At 48.1% G+C, this 23,297-nt stretch carries 16 protein-coding genes; 10 read left to right on the forward strand and 6 right to left on the reverse strand.

Going from position 1 to position 23,297, the window contains the following annotated elements; translation table 11 throughout:
* Nucleotides 1-42 precede the first annotated feature (42 nt).
* Together ACHZA2_RS09040 and ACHZA2_RS09045 are read left to right on the forward strand one after the other, a co-directional pair.
* Nucleotides 43-282, forward strand: coding sequence for an AbrB/MazE/SpoVT family DNA-binding domain-containing protein (locus tag ACHZA2_RS09040; RefSeq protein WP_319579437.1), 240 nt, complete (start codon nt 43-45; stop codon nt 280-282).
* A 1-nt stretch (nt 283) separates the two neighbouring features.
* The gene (locus ACHZA2_RS09045) at nt 284-1,669 is read left to right on the forward strand and encodes an NAD(P)H-dependent oxidoreductase (protein ID WP_319579438.1); all 1,386 of its coding nucleotides are present in this window, start codon (nt 284-286) and stop codon (nt 1,667-1,669) included.
* A gap of 101 nt (nt 1,670-1,770) precedes the next feature.
* On the opposite strand, the gene ACHZA2_RS09050 is transcribed toward ACHZA2_RS09045, so the two are convergent.
* Nucleotides 1,771-2,370, reverse strand: a complete 600-nt coding sequence (locus ACHZA2_RS09050) for a TetR/AcrR family transcriptional regulator (RefSeq protein WP_319579439.1) — start codon at nt 2,368-2,370, stop codon at nt 1,771-1,773.
* An 84-nt stretch (nt 2,371-2,454) separates the two neighbouring features.
* Here ACHZA2_RS09050 and ACHZA2_RS09055 point away from each other — a divergent pair, with 84 nt between their 5' ends.
* From ACHZA2_RS09055 to ACHZA2_RS09070, 4 genes are all read left to right on the forward strand, one after another.
* Nucleotides 2,455-3,732: an LPXTG cell wall anchor domain-containing protein gene (locus tag ACHZA2_RS09055; RefSeq protein WP_319579440.1), complete on the forward strand. Its 1,278-nt coding sequence runs from the start codon at nt 2,455-2,457 to the stop codon at nt 3,730-3,732.
* A complete protein-coding gene (locus tag ACHZA2_RS09060; protein ID WP_319579441.1) occupies nt 3,729-4,928 on the forward strand; it encodes an ABC transporter permease in 1,200 nt (399 codons plus the stop codon). Before ACHZA2_RS09055 ends, ACHZA2_RS09060 begins: the two co-directional genes overlap by 4 nt.
* Nucleotides 4,925-5,593: an ABC transporter ATP-binding protein gene (locus ACHZA2_RS09065; protein ID WP_319579442.1), complete on the forward strand. Its 669-nt coding sequence runs from the start codon at nt 4,925-4,927 to the stop codon at nt 5,591-5,593. Before ACHZA2_RS09060 ends, ACHZA2_RS09065 begins: the two co-directional genes overlap by 4 nt.
* A 144-nt stretch (nt 5,594-5,737) precedes the next feature.
* Nucleotides 5,738-7,843 carry a sodium:proton antiporter gene (locus tag ACHZA2_RS09070; protein WP_319579443.1) on the forward strand — a complete coding sequence of 702 codons (2,106 nt, stop codon included), beginning with the start codon at nt 5,738-5,740 and terminating at the stop codon, nt 7,841-7,843.
* A 10-nt stretch (nt 7,844-7,853) separates the two neighbouring features.
* Here ACHZA2_RS09070 and ACHZA2_RS09075 read toward each other — a convergent pair whose 3' ends face one another.
* From ACHZA2_RS09075 to ACHZA2_RS09090, 4 genes are all read right to left on the reverse strand, one after another.
* Nucleotides 7,854-11,930: a PAS domain S-box protein gene (locus ACHZA2_RS09075; protein WP_319579444.1), complete on the reverse strand. Its 4,077-nt coding sequence runs from the start codon at nt 11,928-11,930 to the stop codon at nt 7,854-7,856.
* A 164-nt stretch (nt 11,931-12,094) separates the two neighbouring features.
* On the reverse strand, nt 12,095-14,308 hold the full coding sequence (locus tag ACHZA2_RS09080; protein WP_319579445.1) for a hydrophobe/amphiphile efflux-3 (HAE3) family transporter: 2,214 nt from the start codon (nt 14,306-14,308) through the stop codon (nt 12,095-12,097).
* 34 nt (nt 14,309-14,342) lie between these two features.
* On the reverse strand, nt 14,343-15,689 hold the full coding sequence (locus tag ACHZA2_RS09085; RefSeq protein ID WP_319579446.1) for a hypothetical protein: 1,347 nt from the start codon (nt 15,687-15,689) through the stop codon (nt 14,343-14,345).
* A 12-nt stretch (nt 15,690-15,701) separates the two neighbouring features.
* On the reverse strand, nt 15,702-16,991 hold the full coding sequence (locus tag ACHZA2_RS09090) for an S-layer protein (RefSeq protein ID WP_319579447.1): 1,290 nt from the start codon (nt 16,989-16,991) through the stop codon (nt 15,702-15,704).
* Nucleotides 16,992-17,332: 341 nt separating this feature from the next.
* Between ACHZA2_RS09090 and ACHZA2_RS09095 the strand changes: the two genes are divergently transcribed.
* From ACHZA2_RS09095 to ACHZA2_RS09105, 3 genes are read left to right on the forward strand one after another with little or no spacing between them, the layout of a single operon-like run.
* Nucleotides 17,333-19,633 (forward strand): Orn/Lys/Arg decarboxylase N-terminal domain-containing protein, encoded by a 2,301-nt coding sequence (locus ACHZA2_RS09095; RefSeq protein ID WP_319579448.1) that lies wholly within the window; start codon nt 17,333-17,335, stop codon nt 19,631-19,633.
* A gap of 12 nt (nt 19,634-19,645) precedes the next feature.
* Nucleotides 19,646-21,088: an amino acid permease gene (locus tag ACHZA2_RS09100; RefSeq protein WP_319539095.1), complete on the forward strand. Its 1,443-nt coding sequence runs from the start codon at nt 19,646-19,648 to the stop codon at nt 21,086-21,088.
* Nucleotides 21,088-21,540, forward strand: a complete 453-nt coding sequence (locus ACHZA2_RS09105; RefSeq protein WP_319579449.1) for a hypothetical protein — start codon at nt 21,088-21,090, stop codon at nt 21,538-21,540. The genes ACHZA2_RS09100 and ACHZA2_RS09105 overlap by 1 nt, the downstream gene beginning before the upstream one ends.
* A gap of 136 nt (nt 21,541-21,676) precedes the next feature.
* Here ACHZA2_RS09105 and ACHZA2_RS09110 read toward each other — a convergent pair whose 3' ends face one another.
* On the reverse strand, nt 21,677-22,270 hold the full coding sequence (locus ACHZA2_RS09110; protein ID WP_319579450.1) for a nitroreductase family protein: 594 nt from the start codon (nt 22,268-22,270) through the stop codon (nt 21,677-21,679).
* A 231-nt stretch (nt 22,271-22,501) separates the two neighbouring features.
* On the opposite strand from ACHZA2_RS09110, the gene ACHZA2_RS09115 reads away from it, so the two are divergent.
* Complete coding sequence (locus tag ACHZA2_RS09115) at nt 22,502-23,170, forward strand: flavodoxin family protein (RefSeq protein ID WP_319579451.1); 669 nt, start codon at nt 22,502-22,504, stop codon at nt 23,168-23,170.
* The last annotated feature ends 127 nt before the right edge of the window (nt 23,171-23,297 follow it).

Below are 23,297 nucleotides of genomic sequence, written 5' to 3' on the forward strand. Positions count from 1 at the left end.
TTCACACAGGTATGAAAAGTATGTTTGGGATGAATAATTCCTATGGTTGAAGATGAGAGTTGCGGGGATGGGAAACATATCTTTGGAACGGTAAAAGTCGGGGAACGTGGTCAGATTGTCATTCCCAAGGATGCAAGAGAGATATTCGGGATTAATCCGGGGGACTCCCTGATGGTTCTCGGAGATGAGAAGCGTGGCATTGCTCTTGTAAAAGCCGATAAATTCCATGCACTTGCCACAAAGATGCTGAAGATGTTTGAAGAAAAACCAGAGGAGGAGTAATATGAAGATCTGTGTTCTGAACGGAAGTCCGAAAGGAGAGAAGAGCATCACCATGCAGTATGTCCGGTTTCTCGAGCTGGCAAACCCTGATCATACCTTTATCTCCTGCCAAATCAGTAGAAAGATCTCAGGAATCGAGAAGAAACCGGAAGAGTGGGAGAGTATCTGTTCATCCATAAGGGATGCTGATCTGATCCTCTGGGCCACACCGGTGTACTTCCAGCATGTACCTGCCCAGTACAAGCGGTTCGTTGAACTCCTGTTTGAACGCAATGCAGTGGATCTTTTTGCAGGAAAGTATGCTGCATCTATCAGCACCTCTGTTCACTTCTTTGATCAGAAGGTCCATGAGTACCTCCAGGGGATCAGCGAGGATCTCGGGATGACGTATGCCGGATCCTTCTCGGCAGCCATGAACGATCTCTTCGAGGAGAAGAACCAGCGTCAGCTTGTGCTGTTTGGCAAAGATATCCTCTCGGCCTGTAGTGAAAAAAGATCTGCTATCCGGGCATATCCGAGGATTCCAACCGGCTCGCCTGTATACACACCCGGAACCATCAGTCCGGTTGAGACTCATGGAAAAAAGACGCTTATTCTCCATGATGCTGCTTCAGGCTCTAATTTAGAGGCAATGGTCAGGCAGATGGCTACTGGACTCCCGGAAGCAAAAACCGTACACCTTGATAATATCGGGATGAAAGGGGGATGCCTCGGATGTTGTCAGTGCGCATTCGACAACACATGTATCTATTCTGACGGGTTCTGCTCGTTCTGGAAAGAGCAGATCGAACAGGCAGACATCATCATCTATGCAGGGTCTGTCAGGGATCGCTACCTTTCGGCTGCCTGGAAACAGTTCTTTGACCGGAGTTTCTTCCTCGGTCATGTCCCACGGTTTCAAAACCAGCAGCTTGTGATCGTGGTCGAAGGACCGCTTGCCAATGTGCCCGGGCTCAGAGAGAACCTTACCAGTCTACTGGGTGGAGGAAACCTCGTGGATATCATCACTGATGAGCCTGAAAATTCCTCCCTTATCGACGCAGTCATCAGGTCGACAGCAGAGCGGGCTGTTCAGGCTTCACGTGACGGGTACAAAAAACCGCCCATGTTTCCTGCAGTTGCCGGTCATATCGTGCTCAGGGATGCGGTATGGGGAGATCTGAGACCTATCTTCAGAGCAGATCATCGGTATTACAAGTCGCACGGGCTCTATGACTTTCCCCAGTACCAGTATAGAAAACGGTTCTCACGGTTCTTTTTCTCCCTGCTGATGGGACTGCCATTTGTGCAGAAGAAGATCAAACCTGCGATGAAGGATCAGATGGCCAAGCCGTTTGACAGGATCTTTTCCGAGAGTCTGGTTCTGAAACAGGTTCAACGGTCATAAACCCGGAAATTGTCAGATCTCTTCACCCATGTGAAGAGATCTCTGAACTCAGTAGTTCAGGACATTATGAGATCCGGATTGATCGAATGGAATGTCCCTGTTCAAATACGGTCTGTTTGTTTCTGACTGATATCACCGATCAGGGCGTGGAGGACTGTGTTCCATGATTCCCTCACCTGATCCTGCGGAAGCCCTATTTTTCTCCTGATCTGAAGTCCGATAAATAGAGCAAGGAGAGCATTTGAAACAATATAAGGATCCATTCTCTCTTTACATGCCGGAATCCGGGTTTCAATATGGGTGGTCATCCGCTCCAGCAATTTCTCATGAAGTCTGCCTATTTCATTGAACAGATCAGGGTCAATGCCGGTGGCATTGATGATCTCAAAGAAAATGGCAAACTTATCACCATACAATTCGTGAACCCGATCAAAAAATCCACCATCTGGTGATGTATCGCTTGAAGCCAGGGATATCTCGAGAGCGTCACCCACATCCTCGATCATATTCTGTAATGTTGCCATTAGCAGGTCTTTTTTATCTTTGAAGTAAAGATACAATGTCGGGCGTGAAATCCCAGCCTCGGCAGCGATATCTCCCATATTCACATTTTTGTATCCCTTTTCAAGTATGAGACGTGTTGCAACAAGGAGGATCTGTTTTCGTGACTCTTCCTTATAGTCAGGCAAAACCCGCGGCATACCCAATAATTTATGTTCAGATTGTAATAATGACACTGGTGTCAGGAATGTATATCTACAATGCTGACACACGTGTCAGTTATAATGACACTTATGTCAGAACAGATCCCGGACTCCGGGAGATACCTGTATAAAACCAGAGGAGGGTTCATCAGAACCAGACCAGCATCAGTAATCATCTGTCTGCTTTTCCTCTCTTTATTCTGTGGATTTTGCTCGGCCAGTGAACCCACCATCGTGATCACCGGATACCAGGTTCAGCCTGAAGTTATCATGCCCGGGGGATCTGCACTCATCACGGCTACCGTCACCAACACCGCGAAAGCTGCTTCCATGACAACAAAATCCGGTACTGATCCTGCGGAGTCAGTTACGGAGACGAAAGAGATCAATGCCTACATCGACGACGTAGAGCTCTTTGGTAACGGTCTTGAGGTTATATCAGGCGACTATCGCAGGGTTGGTGAAGTCGGGCCCGGCCAGTCTATCCCGCTCACCTTTCTCGTGAAAGCGCCTCAAAAAACCGGAATATACTTCCCGGAACTCCATATCGCTACGCAGGGAGGCCGGAGCCTGAAATATCCGATACCGGTAAATATCAATGATGACCGGCTCGTACAAAAGAACCCGGCTATTATCGTTCTCAAGAATATTCCTGATCATGTCATCCCGGGAGATGAGATGACTGGCACACTGGTCCTTAAAAACACAGGAGAGACTGCAGCTAGTGAAGTAATTCTTAATGTAAGTTCAGAAAGCAGGGAGGTCTCCTTTACAAGTCCTGGTTCCATCCACATCGGAAGGCTCGGCCCGGGAGACGAGGTCCCTGTGGACTTTTCCATCCTGACAAGCAGAGAGGTAACCGAGGGGATTCACCCGGTTCAATGTCATATCAGGTTTAACACTGCGTCAGGCAGGATCATCGAACAGAACGAGGAGATCCCTGTCAGGGTTACCGGAGAACACGAGTTATCAATATCATCGGTTTCCACCGATCCCGGGAGAGTCACGGAGGGGAACCAGTTTACCCTTATCGTCAGAATTGAGAATACGGGAACCGGTGATGCAGATGGAGTCAGGGCCAGGATTGATACAAAACTCAATGGAACAAAAGAGGCATTTGTCGGGAAGATCGAACCTGACAATGATGCACCTGCCGTTTTTTACCTTCAGCATGCACCAGCCGGCGATATCCCGGTTCCCATCTCTATCTACACCAGGAATAGTACTGATGTCCTCAAAGATACGATAGAGATCACGGTATCAAAAAAATCTGACATCCCGGTTCTTCCTGTCCTGGGGATCATCATTCTTCTCGGCGGCGGCGTTTTCCTGTGGAAACGGAAGAGGAACACTGAATGAAGAAGGTGTCCATACCCTTCTACCTGGCGTCCCGGGCCATCAGACGGGGAAACAAGGGAACTCTCGTGTTGACCATTCTGGTCGTAGCCATGTCGTTTGTACTTATGGTTTTTCTTCCATCGCTTGTCGGGGGGATTACCGGTGCATACACAAAACAGGTCACCGATTACCAGTACGGAAACCTGGTCATAGATCCCGATGATGATAACACATTCATCTCCGATACCCATGGAAAGGTCAGAATGATAAAGAAGATCCCGGGGGTTGCTGCTGTCAGTTCACGTGCATCGGTCAGTACCTCTCTCAAATCTGATACCCGGACTCTCTCTCGCGGGGTAGTTGCCATCATTCCCTCAGATGACCGGGAGGTGATCAACCTTGCGGGAAAGATGACAGAAGGGCGGTATCTTTCAGACGGGGATACTGATACAGTTCTGATCGGAAGCATTCTTGCAGGACACGAAGACGAGAGCAAAGACAAGATGGAGTCACTTGGCGGTGTTCATACCGGTGATAGTCTGGATGTGTCATTTGCAAACGGTGTAATAAAAAAGATGACAATCAGTGGTGTATTTGAGACCGGGTTCTTCAATACTGATTCCCAGGCATTTATCACCAGAAAGGAGATGACCGAAATCCTTGGTCAAAGCGATCGATCATCCACAATCCTCGTCTCCCTCACGCCCGGAACCGATCCTGATGAAGGAAAGAACCGGTTGCTTGAGTATGGAATCAGGGATAGCGTGAAAACCAGCGCTCAGAAAGGGGAAGGAATGATCGGTGATGCAATCAAGAGTTTCAACCTTCTGAGCATGATCATGGTTGTCTTCTCGCTTGTTATCGCGAGTATTGTCATCTTTATCATTATCTATATCAACACGATCAACCAGCGGAGACAGATTGGAATTCTCAAGGCGGTAGGAATTCCGGAGCGTGATATCATCAGGGATTACCTGATCCAGGTATTATTCATCTTTTGTTCAGGTGCCCTGCTTGGATTTTGTATCTTTACCTGTATCAGGGAGTATCTCAGGGCTTCACCGCTGCAGTTCCCGGCTGGTTTCGTGTATCCGGTTATGGATCTCACGATCATTCTGCCGTCGTTCCTGGCTCTTGGAATTGTTTCAGTTGTCGCTGGCCTGATTCCCGCGTATCGGACGGCAAACCGCGACATTCTGGAGTTGGTAAACGGATGATCGTTGAAACAGGAGACCTGACAAAGACATACCACATGGGTAATGTCCAGGTCCATGCACTCCGGGGCGTATCAACCGGCATTGAAAAAGGTGAGTTCGTCGGGATCATGGGGCCGAGTGGGAGCGGAAAATCAACGTTTCTCCACCAAGTCGGCCTTCTTGACACCCCGAGTTCAGGAACGATATGTATCAATGGACAGGAGACATCGTCCATGACTACAGAAGAGAAAGCCCGGTTCCGCCTGGAGCAGATGGGGTATGTTTTCCAGGATTATGCCCTCATCGAAGATTTAACGGTTGTTGAAAATGTGGCTATTCCGGGGCTTGGTCTCGGGCGTGACTATCACGAGGTCATGGAGATAGCCGATGGGCTTGTTGATGACGTCGGGCTCGGAGGCAGGGCCGATCACCTCCGGAAGGAATTATCAGGGGGGCAGCAGCAGAGGGTTGCTATAGCACGTTCACTGATGAACAGTCCTGCGATTGTGTTTGCCGATGAACCATGTGCAAACCTGGATACCGAGTCATCCCAGACGATTCTAAAATTATTCAGGCATCTCAACGAGGAGAAGAACCAGACCGTTGTTATGGTATCGCATGAACCATGGCACACCGAATTTTTCGACAGAATCATCCAGTTCAGGGACGGAAGAGTTGATCAATAATATTTAATATCACAATTTTATATTGTTGTTTCAGTTCCTCTATCACAATGATCTCAGTGTTCGTCTCGTATCGTCTGGACATGTATACCCAATCCCAGATCTCATAAACCTCTGCTGCCCATATATCGGAAGGGTACACAGGCCATGGATCAAAACCTGCTCATAGCCGATGAAACGATCGTCATAACGCTCCTGCTCATCGCAATAATCACCGCAATTACCCTGCGGCATCTGAAGATGCCCTATACAATAGGCCTTGTCATAACCGGCTACGTCTTTTCATCGTTTATCGTCCCTCATATCTCCACCCTGAAGTCGTTTGAGGGGATGGTTCCAAGTACAGATATTATCCTCTACCTCTTCCTCCCTCTCCTGATCTTTGAGTCAGCGATAGCCATGAACACCCGTCTGCTCAGCAGAAATCTCTTTCCTGTACTGGGTCTTGCCATCCTTGGTGTAATCATATCGGGTGTCATTATTGGTGCACTCCTCTCTGCCATTTTTCCGCTTCCCCTCCTATACGCCCTCCTCTTCGGTGCCCTGATCTCGGCAACCGATCCAGCAGCGGTCATCTCCATATTCAAGGAGATAGGGGTGCCGAAACGGCTCCAGATTCTGGTTGAAGGTGAGAGCCTTCTCAACGATGCTGCTGCAATCGTCATGTTCCAGATGGTTCTTGCTCTCATCGGGGCCTCGCTGCTTGATCAGAATATCTCGGTATCACATACCTCGGTGCAGTTTGCAAGCTCTGTGTTGACCTCATTTGTCGGAGGAATTCTTGTAGGACTCGTCACAGGACTCCTGCTACGGTTTGTCCTGAAACGAACTCCGCTTCACTCCCATATTCACCAGACTACAACCCTGGTTGCAGCGTATCTCTCGTACCTGATCAGTGATCACATCTGCGGGTTTTCCGGGGTTATTGCCGTAGTGGTCTGTGGATGTCTTGCAGCACGAGCTGCATCTGACTGGATCGGCCCTGACCGCAGGGATGAACTCAACCGGTTCTGGGAGTATATCGGGTTCCTGGCAAACAGTATGATCTTTCTCCTTGTCGGAATCGCCATAGCGTCACTTCAGGATCTCTCCGTGTTCATGAGCGGAGCTATCCTCGGGGTTATTCTCCTTGTTGCAGTGGTTACGGTTGCACGGATTATTCCGGTATTTGGCATATTCGGCCTTTACAATCTCTTCACTCCCCGTAAAGTTCCGCTCTCGTACCAGGTTGTCAGTTTCTGGGGAGGTCTGCGTGGAGCGGTAGCAATCGCCCTCTCACTCTCCCTTCCGTACTCGTTCCCGTATCGTGATGTGATTGTGGAGTTCTCTGTGGCAGTTGTCCTGTTTACCATCCTCTTCCAGGGCCTGACTATCGGTCCCCTCATCCATCGCCTTGGTCTTGGTCAGACCAGGCTGGTAAAACAGTTTCACCAGATCTATACCGATCTTGTTACCTGCAGGTCCGGAGAACTGAACCTGCAGAACTCGCCCATGAGCAATATCATCGATCATGAGACCGCCAGGATGTTTGTGAAAGAGTACAGGGCAATGTCAGCCTCCAAGGCCGAGAAGATCCGCGATTTCTGGAGTGAGATCAGGAAACATCCTGACCGCAGGGAGATCCTCAAACTCTTCTGGCTGGAAGCCCTCCGGTTTGAGCAGAAACAGTACAGACAACTCTATGATGAAGGGTTAATTCTGCCTGCTGTGTATGCAGCACTCCAGTTTCATGCAGCTTCCAGGGAGGATCTGATCCAGTCAGGAGATTATCACCCGGGAAAGAGTGAGGCAGGACCGGGTGCCAGGTTCAGGAAATGGGTGACATGGTTGATGAACCGCATCGCTCCGGAGAGCAGGATTTCACGGTTTCTTACCAGAAGGAGCGAGATGAACCGGATCTTCATTGCTATTGCACTGGCTGTTGCAGCATCAGCAACAACCCGCTATCTGCGTGAACTGGCAGGAGTCGTCTGTCTGAAAACTGATGATATCGCAGATACGCTTTCGGTATACAAAAGAATCGAGAACGATGCCAGAGCATATCTGCAGTCTGATCTGGTCAGAGCGTCCCCCTGTCTCAAGGATATTAGTGCATTCATTGCTGAGAGGACAGCCGGGGCCGGGATGATCGCTGAACTTCACAAACATCTTCAAGACGGAGCCGGTGATGAAAAGATTCTTACCAGATATATCGACCGGTTGATTGATGAGAAGAATAATGCCAGGATTCAACTGGTCAGGTCATGCAGGTAATTCCCCTGGTTTATTCAGTTCTATCTCCAGCATATCCTTCTTTTCCCGAAATGAGCCGCAAATCCCGTTCTGCAATCATCCGTGCAAGCCTGATATTGTTCCAGCTGACTTCAGAGATGAGATTCATTAACCTGATGTAAAAATCCATGGCAGTATCGACAGTCTCTTTACTCCATCGTGGAACCTGTTCAAGAGCAGATATGTAGTCTTTTTCATCAAATCCATAAAGCCGGGCCTGGGCTTTGAATATATCATAATCTATTGCTTCATCATCAAAGAGAAACTGCCCTAAGAAGAGATTTCCCAGGTGGACTCCGCCGACCATAATCGGGGTGGCGATATCCCACATATTGTTCTCACATCTGTACTTTCTGAAGGTACCGGCAGGCACACCTTCCGATAGGAGTATATCACTTTCAAGGCAGTTTTTACAGGTTTGTGGATTGGCCCGGTGAAAATCTGTACATATGTGCTGCCAGCCGGTTGCTACCAGGACAACTCCCTGGATATCAATAATGCCTACCCCGATTTTTGTCAGGGAATAAAAATCATCCATCAGGTGCTGTATTTCAGGTATATTTATAATATCCGCCAGATTCAGGGTTCCGATATCTCCCCCGGGTGAAAGAATTGCATCAAGTTTTCGTTTTAACTCGCTTTTAGCTCGGAGGATAGCCTCCTCTGCTTCTTTCCTTCGGGTAATATCCCGCCAGGTATTATGTAGCATCCGTTCGCCTTTAAAAAAAATCGAAAGAAGAGATACTTCCAGAAGAACAGGTGAACCATCTGATCTCAGGCACATCCACTCAAACCGGCAGCTGCCATTTTCATGGGCACTTCTGATATATTCGGCAACTGTCTCCGATGACAACCGTCCATCGGGCTGGACCTCCGGAGAGAAATCAACCGGGTTTGAACCAATGAGCTGCTCCTTATCCTCTAGTTGCAAAAGGTCCAGCGAAGCCTGATTACATTCAATAAACCGGTCTTCCTGCATCAGCAGAATGGGATCTGATGACTTCTCAAAAAGGAACCGGAAGGTGTATTCATTCTCCCTCAGTTCATTTTCAGTCTGTTTTCTTTCGGTGATATCTGTTGCAATCTGAAGATGCACAAGTCTTCCGTCGCCCCCCCGGATTACCTGGTTGCGGGAATCATACCACCTGCCATTATGAGTGTTTCTTTTTTCCTCCCTTTGGATACCGGTCGGACCGGATTCATCCATGAGAAGATGGTTTCTACAGAACGGGCAGGGACCGGTTTGATCCTTCTCAATAACCTCATAACATTTTTTCCCGCTACTGGTTCCAAAAAGGTTCCGTCCGAGTTTGTTCGTGTATAAAAGGTCATACGTTTCGTAATCAGCCACAAAGATAAATGCATCAATACTATCGAGAATAGTATAGAGTTCAGCCTCCATCTCCTTTATCAGGAGTCCTGCTGATTCCGGTAACAGATCTCTGATTTTTCGGTTTTTATCGTCAGGCTCTCTGGCATACGTCTGAATTGCCTGGATGGCAGATGGAGATGCGATGATATTGTATTTTTTCTGTAGAATTGTCAGGATCTTTTCAGATTCTATCCACCGCTGATCAAGATGTGTAACTATATCATCGATCCTGATTATCTGGTCATAAAGAACCTTAATATAATCGTGTTCTTCTAAACCCTCTATACAAGATAGGATAATCGACAACGGGTTTCTGATCTGGTCGTTAAGAATTGCAAGCTGGGCCAGGTTTTTTTGGATCTCTGCAAATGATAGTTTATTTTCATATTCAAGTCTCTTTTTTAGAGTGATATCCTGCCCCTGCACAATGGTTGCTGCGGGATGGGATCCGGTGGCATCATATATCGTTGATGAATTCCAGATTACAGACCTGATTGATCCATCAAGGTGTTGAACATCCATCTCAACAATATCCCACCGCACTCCTGCCGTGGTAGTTTTGAGGAGTCGCATTGAATGTTCTACCTTATCAGGGGGGAACAGAATCTCGATTGGTTTTCCTATGAGAGCTTCGGCCTTTCTGCCTATAAGGTCCTCACAAGAATGGTTTATCCTGGTTATCAAAAAATCCGGGTCCCATACAATGATGGGAACATTGGCAAATGCTATCAGATTTTCCAGATACTGGGTAGTCTCTCTGAGATGCTCTTCAGTTAATGCTAAAGTATTAAACTGATATTTCAGTTCCTCTTCTGATCCTTTCAGTTGTTCATAAGCAGCATTCAACTCCTCATTGGTTTGTGCAAGGTTATCCAGAAGGATCTCACGTTCCTTCTCGATCAATTTCCTTAGTGTTATATCCTGGATTACCCCTGTTACCCGGACAAGGTTCCCGGATTCATCTTTTGTCAGTTCAGCAATGGAAATGATAGTCCTCTGGGGTGAACCGTCAGCGGGATTTATATCGAACTCAAGGTTATACGGAATATCATCTGTGATCAGGTCAATGAGAGCCTGATGGACCCTGTCACGTTCAGGAATGCATGCTTCAATTTCGTTTATTGGCAGAAGGTTTCCCTCGGGAGGTTCTAAACCATATATTCGGAATCCTTCATCAGATCCCCAGATTGTTCCGGTCCTGATATCAAACTCCCAACTACCCAGATGACCAATGGCTTCAGCCTGTTCCAGCCTCCTTTTTTGAATGAGATTCTGAGAATGTATAGTGTTTCGTTCTGTAATGTCACGACCGATTCCAAGGACGCCGACAAGCCTCCTATCAGAATCATACATTGGGGTTTTTATCGTCTCAAGAAATGCACGATGACCATCATCCGCAAAGGTTATCCATTCTTCATTGACTGATGGTCCTTCTGCATCGACAGCCTTTTGGTCATTACTCCTGAAGAAGTCAGCGATTTCTCTCTCAAAAAAGTCGTAATCACTCTTTCCGGTGATTTCTGCAGCTTTCTTCCCAATAAACCGTTCAAACATCGGATTACAGGCAAGATACACTCCATTGATATCCTTGAGCCACACAAGGTCAGGGATGGTCTGAATGAGTGTATGCAGTCTCCCTTCGCTTGCTATCAGGTTCAATTCAGCATTTTTTATCTTTGAGATATCTGTATGGGTTCCGACTACCCGGATTGGGTTCTTATCCTCGTCCCATGCAACTGCTTTGCCTCTTGTCAGAATCCATACCCATCCGCCCTGTCTGGTCTTCATTCTGAGTTCGACGGAAAAAGTTCCGTCTTCCTGACTGATTTGTTTCAGGATGGTTTGCTCGGCCTCTTGCTGATCCTCGGGGTGAATCAGGTTTCTCCAGGTATCGTAGGTAGCGGGCATCTCTCCGGGGACATATCCAAGCTGGGTATACCATTGAGAATTACAACTAACAATCCCTGTTTTTACATTCCAGTCCCAGATACCATCGTTTGCGGCCTCCAGTGAGAGACGGAGCCGTTCTTCACTTGCTGAAAGGGCTTCAGCTGTACGCATTTTTTCTGTTACATCATTGTATATTGCGATGATTTGGTGATCAGGCAGTCTGAAGACATAATTTTCAAACCAGTGTACCGTGGTGCTGCCCGGGTAAACCGTTGTAGGATAATATATTGTCTCACCAGTTGTCCAGACCTTTTGAAATATGGGGATTAATCCAAAATCATCGATCTCCGGCCTTATGGATGTAATGGGATGTCCAATTATTATTTCTCTTGATATCCCTTCCATTGAGAGGGCTGTCGGATTGATATCAGTGACGATATAGTCACTCCCCCGTGAGCCGTCATTTTGGGCTGAATAGATTATTGCCCCTGATGGCATGGTATTGAATATTCCCCTGAACAGCGATTCACTGATCCTGAGAGTTTCTTTGGCTTTACGTTGTTCTTCAGAAAACCGGAGAAAAAAATGCCGTATCAAAACATAAAGCAGAAAAGCTGTAACGAATACATATCCAATGCCTTTAAACGTGGAGAGAAAGAGAAAGCGATCATGATCAGGCCCGGCAATGATGAAGGCAAGTCTGTCTGAAAAAAATATCCAGAGCAGGCCGATGGTCAGGTATACGATTGAAATTTTCATCGGGCCTGACTGGATGGCAGCCTCAATACGCTTCAGATATCCCTGCATCTCTATGCTGATATTGAGGATCTGATCTAATTAAGTGTATTCTATCCTCGATTTTGAATAAATCATGAGAATATGTACGATATGGCTTCATTAATGCTGACCGGTACAAAGAATCAGGGGTTGTTTCTGGTGATCTCATTTCTGTGTACAGAGAAGGAGAAGGATCACCCGAAGTGATCCTCGATCCTCCCGAGTATTGCAAGAACTGCCGGCATGATAAGGATAGCCCCGATAAGAGAGAATAACACTGCTATCACGGTCATAACTCCGAAGTTGGAAATAATCGGGAATGATGAAAGCAGGAGAGCAGAAAACCCGAATGCTGTGACCAGGCCGGATACCGTCACTGATGCTCCGATCTTCTGGACACTCTTTGTGATGGCTTCGATCAGATCAGGGGTTGTTTTCCGTTCTTCAAGGTAGCGCTCCATCATCAGGATTGTGTACTCTGATGAGACTCCTATGGTAATTGCTCCGAGTGAAGCCGTAATAAACGTGTAATCTATCGAAAAAATATACATCACAAGTGCATTCCAGCCCACAACGCAGATGATCGGAACCATCGGTGCAATCGATACAAAATGCCGGTACGCAAAGATGAGGAAGAGGAGGATCATCAGGAATGCAAGGTTTGTCATCAGTGGTTTGAACTTGACAATATCATCCAGGGTGATTGCATTTAGTTCAAACATCCCGCTGGTCCGTGCAGAAAGGCCTGGTGGCGGCTGTGCCCATCCAACATTGTCAGTGACGACCTTCCTGATATCGCTCATCTGCTGTGCTTTCAATGAAATGGTCTGAAACTCCATCAGGCCGATGGTTTTATCTGAAAGGTACTTCTTCTTATCACTTTCAGGAATTGTTGAGAGAACCTGATCGAGTTGTGACAAGGAAGACGGGAGATCTCCACCGTTATACTCCTTTACAAGGGTTGCAATACTTGTGTACCCGATGATCTCATCTGGGTAAACCGACGAGATAAATGCTCCATACCTGTCCATCCACTGGAGTGATTCGAGTGAGGTCAGATCAGATCCGGTAAGGACAAGTTCTACCGGTGTCTGGGACCCGAGAAGGTTGGTTACCTTGTCCATCACCACTTTTGCAGGCATATCTGACGGGACCATCGAATCCTCGGTGGTATCTATGGGAATAAGATCATCGATTACCATTCCGATACCGGCGAGCATCAGGACGATAACGAGAACAAGCACCGGAGCCCTGGCAATCCTTTCTGCAACACCTGAAAGTACCTTATTATACTTCTCAAAGAAGTGGAGCCCTCCACTTTCTGATTTCTCTTTCGGGTGGTACCTGATCAGGATGGCAAGTGCCGGGAAACCAAAGAGTGTTGCTCCGTACGCACAGAGGATACCGATAATAGCGGTGAATGTGAACCCGGTAAGGATCGGAAGCGGGGTGATGAAGAGGACAATAAACCCGAGCATCGTTGCAACCATCGCGTACAGGACCGCAGATCCGGTGTTACAGATCGTTGTTCTGATAGCATCTTCAAGGCTGGATGTTTTGAGTTCGTCATCGAGCCGGGCCTGGAACTGAACTGCATAATCTATCCCAAGCCCGAGAAGGATTGGAAATCCTCCGATTGCCCCGATGTTGATCGGGATACGCAGTGCCCCGAGTATTCCGAAGAGATATGCAAGGCCGACCATGACGAAGGCTAAGGGAAGAAGACGGTACCGTACAGATCCGAACAGGACAAAGAGGCCGATAAACATCAGGATAAAGGCACCAAGGATGAGAACGAAGATCTGTTCTGTCATCTCGGTCATCATCTGCTGATCAAAGGCGTCGCTCCCGCTGATCTCGATTGTTACACCCGGAGGCAGGTGTGCATCTGCAATTACTGCCTGGATAGGATCAAGAAGTGATTGGGTGTCACCTTTGGTGACAACCGTCCCGAGAGTATGCAGGGAATCAGGGACAATCTCCTTCTGATCTGATTTGGGAAGTCGTGCAAATGCCTCAGCGATCTCATCGTTGGTTGCCGGGATAGTTCCCTGGTTTGTTAACAGAATCGCGTCGTACACCGTCTGAACATCTTCAACCCCCTGTATCCTGAGCAGTTCCTTCTTCAGGATTCCAAGGTCTGTGATCAGTGCATGATCGAGAGGTTTTGGGGCTGATATGTAGAGGACAACATCCTTTTCAAGTGCAAATTTGTCGGTGTAGATGGTATACCATCGCATCGAAGGATCATCATGGTTCAGATAGATGGATGCTCCCGACTCCATGGAGAGATTTCCGATCACGATGAGTGCTGCAAGGAAGAGAAGGGCCATTACCAGGAGAATCTCGGCAGGTCGCTTCAGTACCAGATCAGATACCCCGCAGTAGAACGAGTTCAGCAGGCTCATAACTCACCCCGTTGAGGAGATAATCTGATCAGAATCATGCTCTGATCAGCCCTTCACGCTTGAGAAACAGGTATCCTATAATCAGGAGTATCCCGATGAGAACGATCAGGGAGACTGGTGAGAGGAGAGTTGCAAGGATCCCGGGTTCCGCCGTTTTGAGTTCTATCTTGAGAGGATCAGAAAGGTATATGATACCGTCTTCTCCCCTGAACTTCACATCGGTGAGCACACCGTATGGTTTGACCAGTGCTTTCTCACTCAGTATGAACTCATACGAGGTGGTAACCGACTCTCCGGGTGCAACATCTCCAAGCAGTCCGCCGGTCTGCTTTGATGAAACCGGGGTTACCGGGACGATCTTTGCGGTTGCCCCGATGGCCGGTGCATCTCCAGTGTTGATGTATGTAACATGGACAATCGCACTTCCTCCCGGTGTAACTGTTGGCTGATCATACGTGATGTTGAATTTCGGTCCTCTGCTTACCGGGATTCCTATTGATACCGGCTGTGAAGATGTGAGGTTACCGTTCCTGTCCTCATATGAAATCTGGATCGTGGCCGGGATAGAGGTTGCATCAAGGGTATCTGATACTTTCGCTCTCCACTCAACACTCTTTGTCTCTCCAACACCAAACGTTCCGATGTGGTAACTTCCCTGGTATACTGATATCGGGCTCTCCTTATCTGTTGTGAGTTCTGCCGATGCATTATCCCCAGAATAATACCCGATATTCGTGATGTCTGCCCTGATAATTCCCTCCTGACCGGGTGCGATATATGAGGTTGTGATATTGTCAACCTGCAGTCTGACCTTCTCCTTGATCACGATCGGGATGGTGAGTGTTGTATCCTTTGTTGTGTAATGGAACACATTGGTAAGGCCATCTTTTGCAATCGAGTCAGCGTACTGGTACTGGACCTTGAGATCAAGCGAATAGTTCCCTGCTTTTGCTTCAGCAGGAATGATCACCGGAAAGGTGAGCGGTACGCCGGTTGAAGGCGGAAGAACCGGCAGGGTCTGGACGGTGTGAATGATATCTACCGGAGCATTACCCGCTTCCAGGGTAAGCAGTACTGCATACGAGACGATCGGGCTTGACTCGACAGGATTTGAAGCGTCAAGGATCAACTCCGGGTTTGTAGCAATATTTGCAACTTTAATGGTAAGCGGAGTCAGATTCCCTGGAGTGCATTCATTATCTCCGACGATGGTTGCCATGAATTCAGGCTCTCCATACGGGTACGGGACTGCAGATACATGGATTATGCATCCAGATACAGTGAGGGAGAGGATGAACAGAGCAAGAAGTACCCGTATCATGGTCCCGCTGTGTGCAGTCCGGCCTGCCAGATAAAAATCTGAAGGAGTCAGGAGTGTCATCTCTTGAACTCCTCAGATCAGTTGCCTGCGACGAAGGTAGAGGTATCCTCCCCCAATGATGATGAGGATGATAATTCCTGATATCAGCATCGTATTTCCTGAAGAGTCTGTCACAGTAACCGGCACCTTTATAGGATCTGACACAAACTCGGTCAGGTTCTCATCTGTGTATCTGATCTCTGAGTCAAGGGCATACTGTTTAGCGGTAGAACCACTGTTGACGTTCAGTTTAAACTTTGCAACAGCAGTATCTCCGGGCTTCATCATACCAAGGTAGGCCTGATCGTCCTCGCTGGTGAACGGATCAACAATCGTGATTCCTGCCTGGGCGTTATAGATAGTGTCAGACCCGGTGTTTTTGTAATGAACAGTGATGACTCCTTCACCGCCGGAGTTTATCGTGTTCTGCTGATCTCCGATTACAAATGATATTTTTGGTCTGAATCCTGCACTGATCGACTTCTTATCACTCTGTGCAGTGAGCCCCTGATAATCGGTATATACAGCCTGTAGTGTCAGAGGATACTGGATGGATGGATCGGCATTTGATGCAACCGATACTTTGTATGAGAGGGTGGCAGAGGTTTTTGCCGGGAAATCTCCCTGGTACACACTGTCCTGGTACGGGGCAATCGGTCCCTTTCCTACCGGCTCAAGGTAGAATACTGTGTTTTTCCCGTCATCTGAACCGGTGTTGGTGACATTGATGATGATATGGCCGTCGCCACCAACATAGAGATCTCCCGTGTTGATTGAGTTGACATCAAGGCGGACGCTCTTTCTGAGTGTTACCGGGATGTAGAGCGTCTGCTCTTCTTCCTTGAAACTGTACTGGATCTCATCAAGTCCATGCTGGGTAGCTTCATCCATGTACTTGTACTTCACCGTGAGTGGGAGCTGGTAACTTCCCGCCTGGGCATAATCCGGAACAGTGACAACAAACGGTGCCTGAACAACAGTTCCTGCCTTGACATCACCGAGCACCTGGGGGTCAGATGATACCTGCACCGGAGAGGTGCCACCATCAAGGAGTGCAGTGAGTGAGAGAGCGGTTGTCGGGAGATAATCCGGAGTTATCGTACCGGTATTTACGAACTTCATATTGATAAGGCCGGCATTGGCTACCGTCACGATGACCTGGGTCTTTTCACCGATCTGGAGTTCATTACTTCCTCCTATCCCGGCGGTCAGAACCATCTCTCCGGAAGAGTATTTGTCGCCTGCATACACTGGAGAAGTTATGGAAATCAGAATGACGATGAGAAATATAAAAAAAATAACAGACCTACCATGTCCAGTCATAGGTAGAACTCTGATCTGCCCATTGAAAAATATTTCTTAAAAAACTCGGGATATTAGGCCTGATATTTGGATCGGAAAGAATGACCAGATGATACCAACCAGTAAGATTTTTTTCACTCAAATTGATTCATACATGCACAGAAGTTAGATCTAATGTATGGAATTAATCATCATCTTAAATATATTCAATTACTTGTATCTCTCTCACAAGTCTGTATCAGAAATCGGTCACTATTGTTTTATACGATTAATCCCCCTCTCTACAAAGGTAGGTACCTTCTCCTCCTGAAAGGGAAGATGTTCGGTACTGATGCCGTTCTTCTGTTATCAGAGAGGAGAGTATGAATCCTGAAGAGAGACTGACTATTGCTATCATAGATGATGCAATCAATACTGAAACTCCTCATGGCCGCACAATGAGGAGAATTGTAAAAAAGCTTGAAGAATCAGGATTAGTTGTAGGGGACGTGTCATCAGTTGAGGATGCCCGGGCAGCAGCAGCCCAGCTTCCCGGGGTTGACTGTATCTTGATCAACTGGAACCTTGGAGGTGATTCACAACAGAATCATGAATCCACGTCCAGAATCATCCATGAGATCAGAAGACGCAACGAAGAACTCCCCATTTTCTTACTTGCACAACCATCCTCACAGGCTCCGGCCGGATTTACTGTAGACATCATCAGGGAGATCAATGAATATGTCTACCTGATGGATGACACACCTGATTTCCTTGCAGGAAGGATTGCAGCCGCCGCAAGGCGATACCGGGAACAGATGCTGTCACCTTTCTTTTCAGAACTCATAAAATTCTCCCGTGACTTTGAATACTCCTGGCACACTCCCGGCCATGCCGGGGGGACAGCGTTTCGAAAAACTCCTGTCGGCAGGGCGTTTCACACCTTCTTTGGCGAACAACTCTTCAGATCAGACCTCTCGATATCGGTCGATGAACTCGGCTCACTGCTTGACCACTCAGGACCTATCGGAAAGGCTGAAAAGTATGCTGCCAAGGTGTTTGGAGCTGAAAAGACCTATTTTGTCACAAACGGAACATCAACTGCCAATAAGATCGTCTTTTTTGGGGCAGTGACCGAGGGTGATATCGTCCTTGTTGACAGGAACTGCCACAAATCAGCAGAACATGCCCTCACCATGACTCACTCTGTCCCGGTCTACCTCATCCCGTCACGGAACAGGTATGGTATCATCGGCCCGATCCACCCAGATCAGATGACCCCTGAAGCCATCACCAAAAAAGTGCAGGCATGTCCGTTTACACAGTATGCAGACAGTGATCACCCGGTTCATGCCATCATCACCAACTCCACCTATGATGGTCTCTGCTATCATGCTGCAAAAGTTGAGCATCTGCTTGGGCAGACTGTTGACCGGATCCATTTTGATGAGGCATGGTACGGGTATGCACGGTTCAATCCGCTGTACCGAGACCGGTTTGCCATGAGGGATGGAGCACGGGACCCCACCGGTCCGACAGTGTTTGCAACCCAGTCCACCCATAAACTTCTTGCAGCCCTTTCGCAGGCATCCATGGTCCATGTCAGAAACGGCAGGGTTCCGATTGAACACTCGCGATTCAACGAGGGATTCATGATGCACACCTCCACATCCCCGCTCTATACCATCATTGCATCACTGGATGTATCATCCAAGATGATGGACGGGCCATCAGGGAGGATCCTGACCGATGAATGTATCGAGGAGGCTATCAGGTTCAGAAGGACCATGGCCCGGATTCACCGGGAGATCGGCCACAGAGAGACCCCTGCCGACTGGTGGTTTGGGATGTGGCAGCCTGAAGCGGTTACCGATCCCCAGAGTGGCAAAAAGATATCCTTTACCGATGCTCCGATAGAGACGCTTCGTGACAATCCGTCATGCTGGGTTCTGCATCCTGGTGATGTCTGGCACGGATTTGAAGGACTTGAAGATGACTACTGCATGCTGGATCCGATCAAGGTCACGGTCCTGACTCCCGGTGTTGCAAATGATGGAAGCCTTGAGCAGTTCGGGATTCCTGCAGCACTTGTGGTTAAATTCCTTGACACCCGGGGTATCATCAATGAGAAGTCAGGAGATTACAGCATCCTCTTCCTCTTCTCGGTAGGTATAACGAAAGGGAAATGGGGAACGCTTGTCACAGAACTCTTTGAGTTCAAGCGGCTCTATGATGAGAACACGCCGCTTGAAGAGGTCTTCCCTGATCTTATTGAGTCCTATCCTGACCGGTATGGCACAATGACCCTGCCTGACCTTGCTACAGAGATGCATGCATTCAAGCGGGATCACAAGATGCTTGAGACCCTTTCACAGGCATTCTCAATGCTGCCTGAACCGGTGATCACATTTGCAGATGCATACAAGCGGCTGGTCAGGGGGGCTGTAGAACAGGTCCCGGTCGAAGAGATGGGCGACAGGGTTGTTGCAACAGGTGTTGTCCCCTATCCTCCGGGTATCCCGCTGCTGCTTCCCGGTGAACGAGCCGGAGATCAGAAGGGACCGATTCTCGAGTACCTGAAAGGGCTCCAGGACTTTGACTCCCGGTTCCCGGGATTTGGTCATGATACCCATGGCGTAGAGGTTGTTGGCGGGAAGTACCTTGTCAGCTGTATCAAAGAGTAATCAGAGGAAATTATGAGTGAACCAGTAATAAAGGCCGGCAAACCACCGGTGAAGAAGATTCTTGGTGTCTTCTCGCTCGCCATGATAAACGTGGCTGCAGTCCTGAGTGTCAGGAATTTTCCTTCTATGGCAATCTACGGATGGTCATGTATCGGGTGGTATCTTCTCGGAACGATCTTCTTTCTTATCCCGATCGCACTTGCAGGTGCCGAGCTTGCAACAGGCTGGCCTCAGGGAGGTGGTGTATATACCTGGGTGAAACAGGCATTTGGAGAGAAGAGCGGGTTTATTGCCCTTTTCTGTGAATGGTCGAACAACCTTGTCTGGTTCCCGACCGCACTCTCATTTATTGCATCAACACTCGCGTTTGCGCTGACCCCTCAGCTCTCATCCAGTCCGTGGTACATGTTCACGGTCATGATGGTTGCATTCTGGGGAACAACGGCTGTTGCATACTTTGGCGAGGAGTTTTCTGCAAAATTCGGAAACTTCGGTGCTATTGTCGGGAGTATCATACCGGCTATTCTCATCATCTGCCTTGGTGTCCTCTGGGTGGTCCTCGGTGCTCCCCTGGCAATTCCCCATTTCTCGGTTGGTGCGATGATACCACAGATAACACTCTCCACCATTCCGTTCTTCTCTACCATCATTCTCCTCTTTGCCGGAATGGAGATGGCAGGGTTCCATGCCCTTGAGGTCAGAAACCCGCAGACCGACTTTCCAAAAGCAATGGGTCTTTCAACCCTCATCATCCTCTTCTGCACGGTCTTTGGGACTCTGGCAATCTCGTTTGCCGTTCCGGTTGAGAAACTCAACCTGGCATCAGGTGTCATGCAGGCGATCCAGTACTTCTTTACCACAATGGGAATAGCCTGGCTCATCGCTCCGGTTGCAGTCCTGATAACGGTGGGTGGGATAGCCCTGCTTGCCTCATGGCTTATTGGTCCTGCAAAAGGGCTTGCCGTAGTTGCAGAAGAAGGGAATATGCCACCGATGTTTGACCATACCAACAAGTACGGTGCCCCGGTTGGTGTCCTGATCACCCAGGCGATCATAGGATCCCTCATATCCCTGTTGTACGTATTTCTGCCGTCAGTCAACCAGGCATACTGGATACTCTCTGCAATGACTGTGGAACTTCTCTGCATCGTCTATGTTCTCGTCTTTGCCTCACTCATAAAACTGCGGTACAGTCAGGCTGACACGCCCCGGCCATACCGGATACCGGGAGGAATGATCGGAGTCTGGCTTGTCGGTGGACTTGGAATCATCGGGGTTGTCTGTGCGTTTATCGTGGGTCTGATTCCTCCAAGTTACTACCCGAATGCTGCTGAGTATGTCTTTGGTGTCCTTCTTGGAACAGTGCTGCTGGCCGGGCCTCCGCTGGTCTTTTTGAAACTGAAAAAACCATCCTGGATGCCTCATGAACACCACACCGAATCAGGTGAAGTATAATGGATCAAAAAACGATGGAGATCGGGGCCGTAATCCTGGTGATCCTGATAATCCTGCTTCCATTCGGATGGATTCTCCTTTCACATGAGCCTCCCGGCCCGTTCACTAAGGAGACCTCTATTGAGAAGATCAAGGATGCCATGCTCAGCGCCGGGATCGTTCTCTGCAGTGAGAAGGACAACTCCTGGGATGTTTCCGGAGCACTTGGCGGGAAGACATATGTCATATCAGCAGACTGCAAGGCTGTTGATCAGAGTCCTGACATCATTATCCATGTTCAGAAGTTCGAGTCAGAAGAGACCCGGGATGCAGCGATTCGAGGGTTTAATTCACAGACCCGGGGAAGACCAAACGGGGTTATCCTCACTCACGGTCCGTATGTTATTCTTCTGCAGGGGCCGCTTCATGGAGACGTGGCATCAAAGATTAAAGAAGCGTTGTCAGAGGGTTGAAAAATCAGCTTCAACTTCTTTAATCCTCTTTTCAGATGCAATGTGATTATGTTCTGTCGATCTATTTTGTCATGAAATAAGCGACTAAAATTTTCCCGTTAACCAATCACGGGATATTTCTCTGAAACATCTGCGCCTATTCTATCCATCTGATCTTACTCTCAAGATCTCCCCCTGAGTACTGGTCAGGAACAGGCCCCGGTGTCTCCAACGGATATCCTACCGGAGTGACCGCTACGATCTCTTTTGTTTCAGGAATCTCGATGATTCTACGAAGCGATTCTTCATCAGCGAGTGGTCCGGTCATCCAGCACGTTCCCAGACCCCGTGCTGTAGCGGCAAGAAGCAGGTTCTCCATGGCTGCAGATGCACTCTCAAGGTATGCTTTCTGGAAATTTTCATGACTCTGTTTCTCAAAGAGTATCACGATTACTACCGGAGCACCCCCATAATATCGTGCAAATGTGAGGAACTCATCACGGGAGATGGAGCCCTGGACATTGGATAACTTCCAGCCTGCTGAAAACTGCTCAACTATCGGTAAAAAGTTCTCACCCATCTTCAGGATCTTCTCACCGGTGATGACCAGGAATTCCCAGGGTTTATGATTCATCGCTGAAGGAGCAGAATGAGCAGCCTCAAGGATGGTTATGATATCCTCTCTTCTTACCGGGTCAGAGCGGTATTTGCGAACCGACCTGCGGCTTTTTATTACGTCAATGATGTCCATGTTACTATCCATTCTGGTGGCGATATGGCGTTACTTCCTGTTAGGTAGTATTGGATATATGATGGACAGTTTCTCATCATGGCTCTTGTGTACCGCGGTACAATAACTCACCTGTATTCCAGGGCTTTCGGTATTATCATTCGTTTGAATGGGGACCTGTCTTTATCAGGATCAGATCGCTGCATCAGATCCTTTTTCTGCTGAAACAGCTGATCCTCTGCCTGGTATATCATGAAAATTATCGGAATAAACGCAAGTCCAAAAGGAAAGGAGAGTAGAACACTTACACTCGTTGATGCAGTACTCGAGGGGGCGAAGGCAGAAGGGGCTGAAATCGAATCCCTTGACCTGTACGAATATAAGATCCTGTACTGCAACGACTGCGGACTCTGCTATGCCAAGGGTGAATGCCCTCTTCTTGATGATTTCTCAGATCTTTTCGACAAGATGATGGATGCAGATGGGATTGTTCTTGGCTCACCCAATTACATCAACTCGGTCACTGCACCGATGAAGGCAATGTTTGACCGGATGGCAGATGCGATCCATTGCCAGATGTTTTACAAAAAATACGGATGTTCGGTCTGCACAGCAGGTGGTGCCCATGAGATGGATGTTGTCGGGTACATGAACAGTGTCCTGACAACACTTGGTGCAACTGCTATCGGTGGGGTAGGAGTTGCCATTGGCAGGGATCCGTCAGCACTCGAACCGGCAAAGAAACAGGCTTTTGAACTTGGAAAGAAACTGGCCCAGTCTATCAGGGGAGAGCATTCATACCCTGAACAGGATGCAATACATGAACAGACCCGGGATTACTTCTGTCAACTGGTAAAGTTTAACAAAGAGCGATTCTCCCATGAGTACGACTGGTATGTGGATATGGGCTGGATGAAGTAAGAACAGATCGGGATCAGAGAGCTTCATCGATATCCTGATACCTGGTCTTCAGTATTTTTTTCCGGATTGGATATTATCGCACGTCTGGTGGTACATTCTGATCACACGCGATGTTCGGAGAGATTAT

This window comes from uncultured Methanospirillum sp. (assembly GCF_963668415.2).
In the GTDB taxonomy this organism is placed as follows: Archaea; Halobacteriota; Methanomicrobia; order Methanomicrobiales; family Methanospirillaceae; genus Methanospirillum.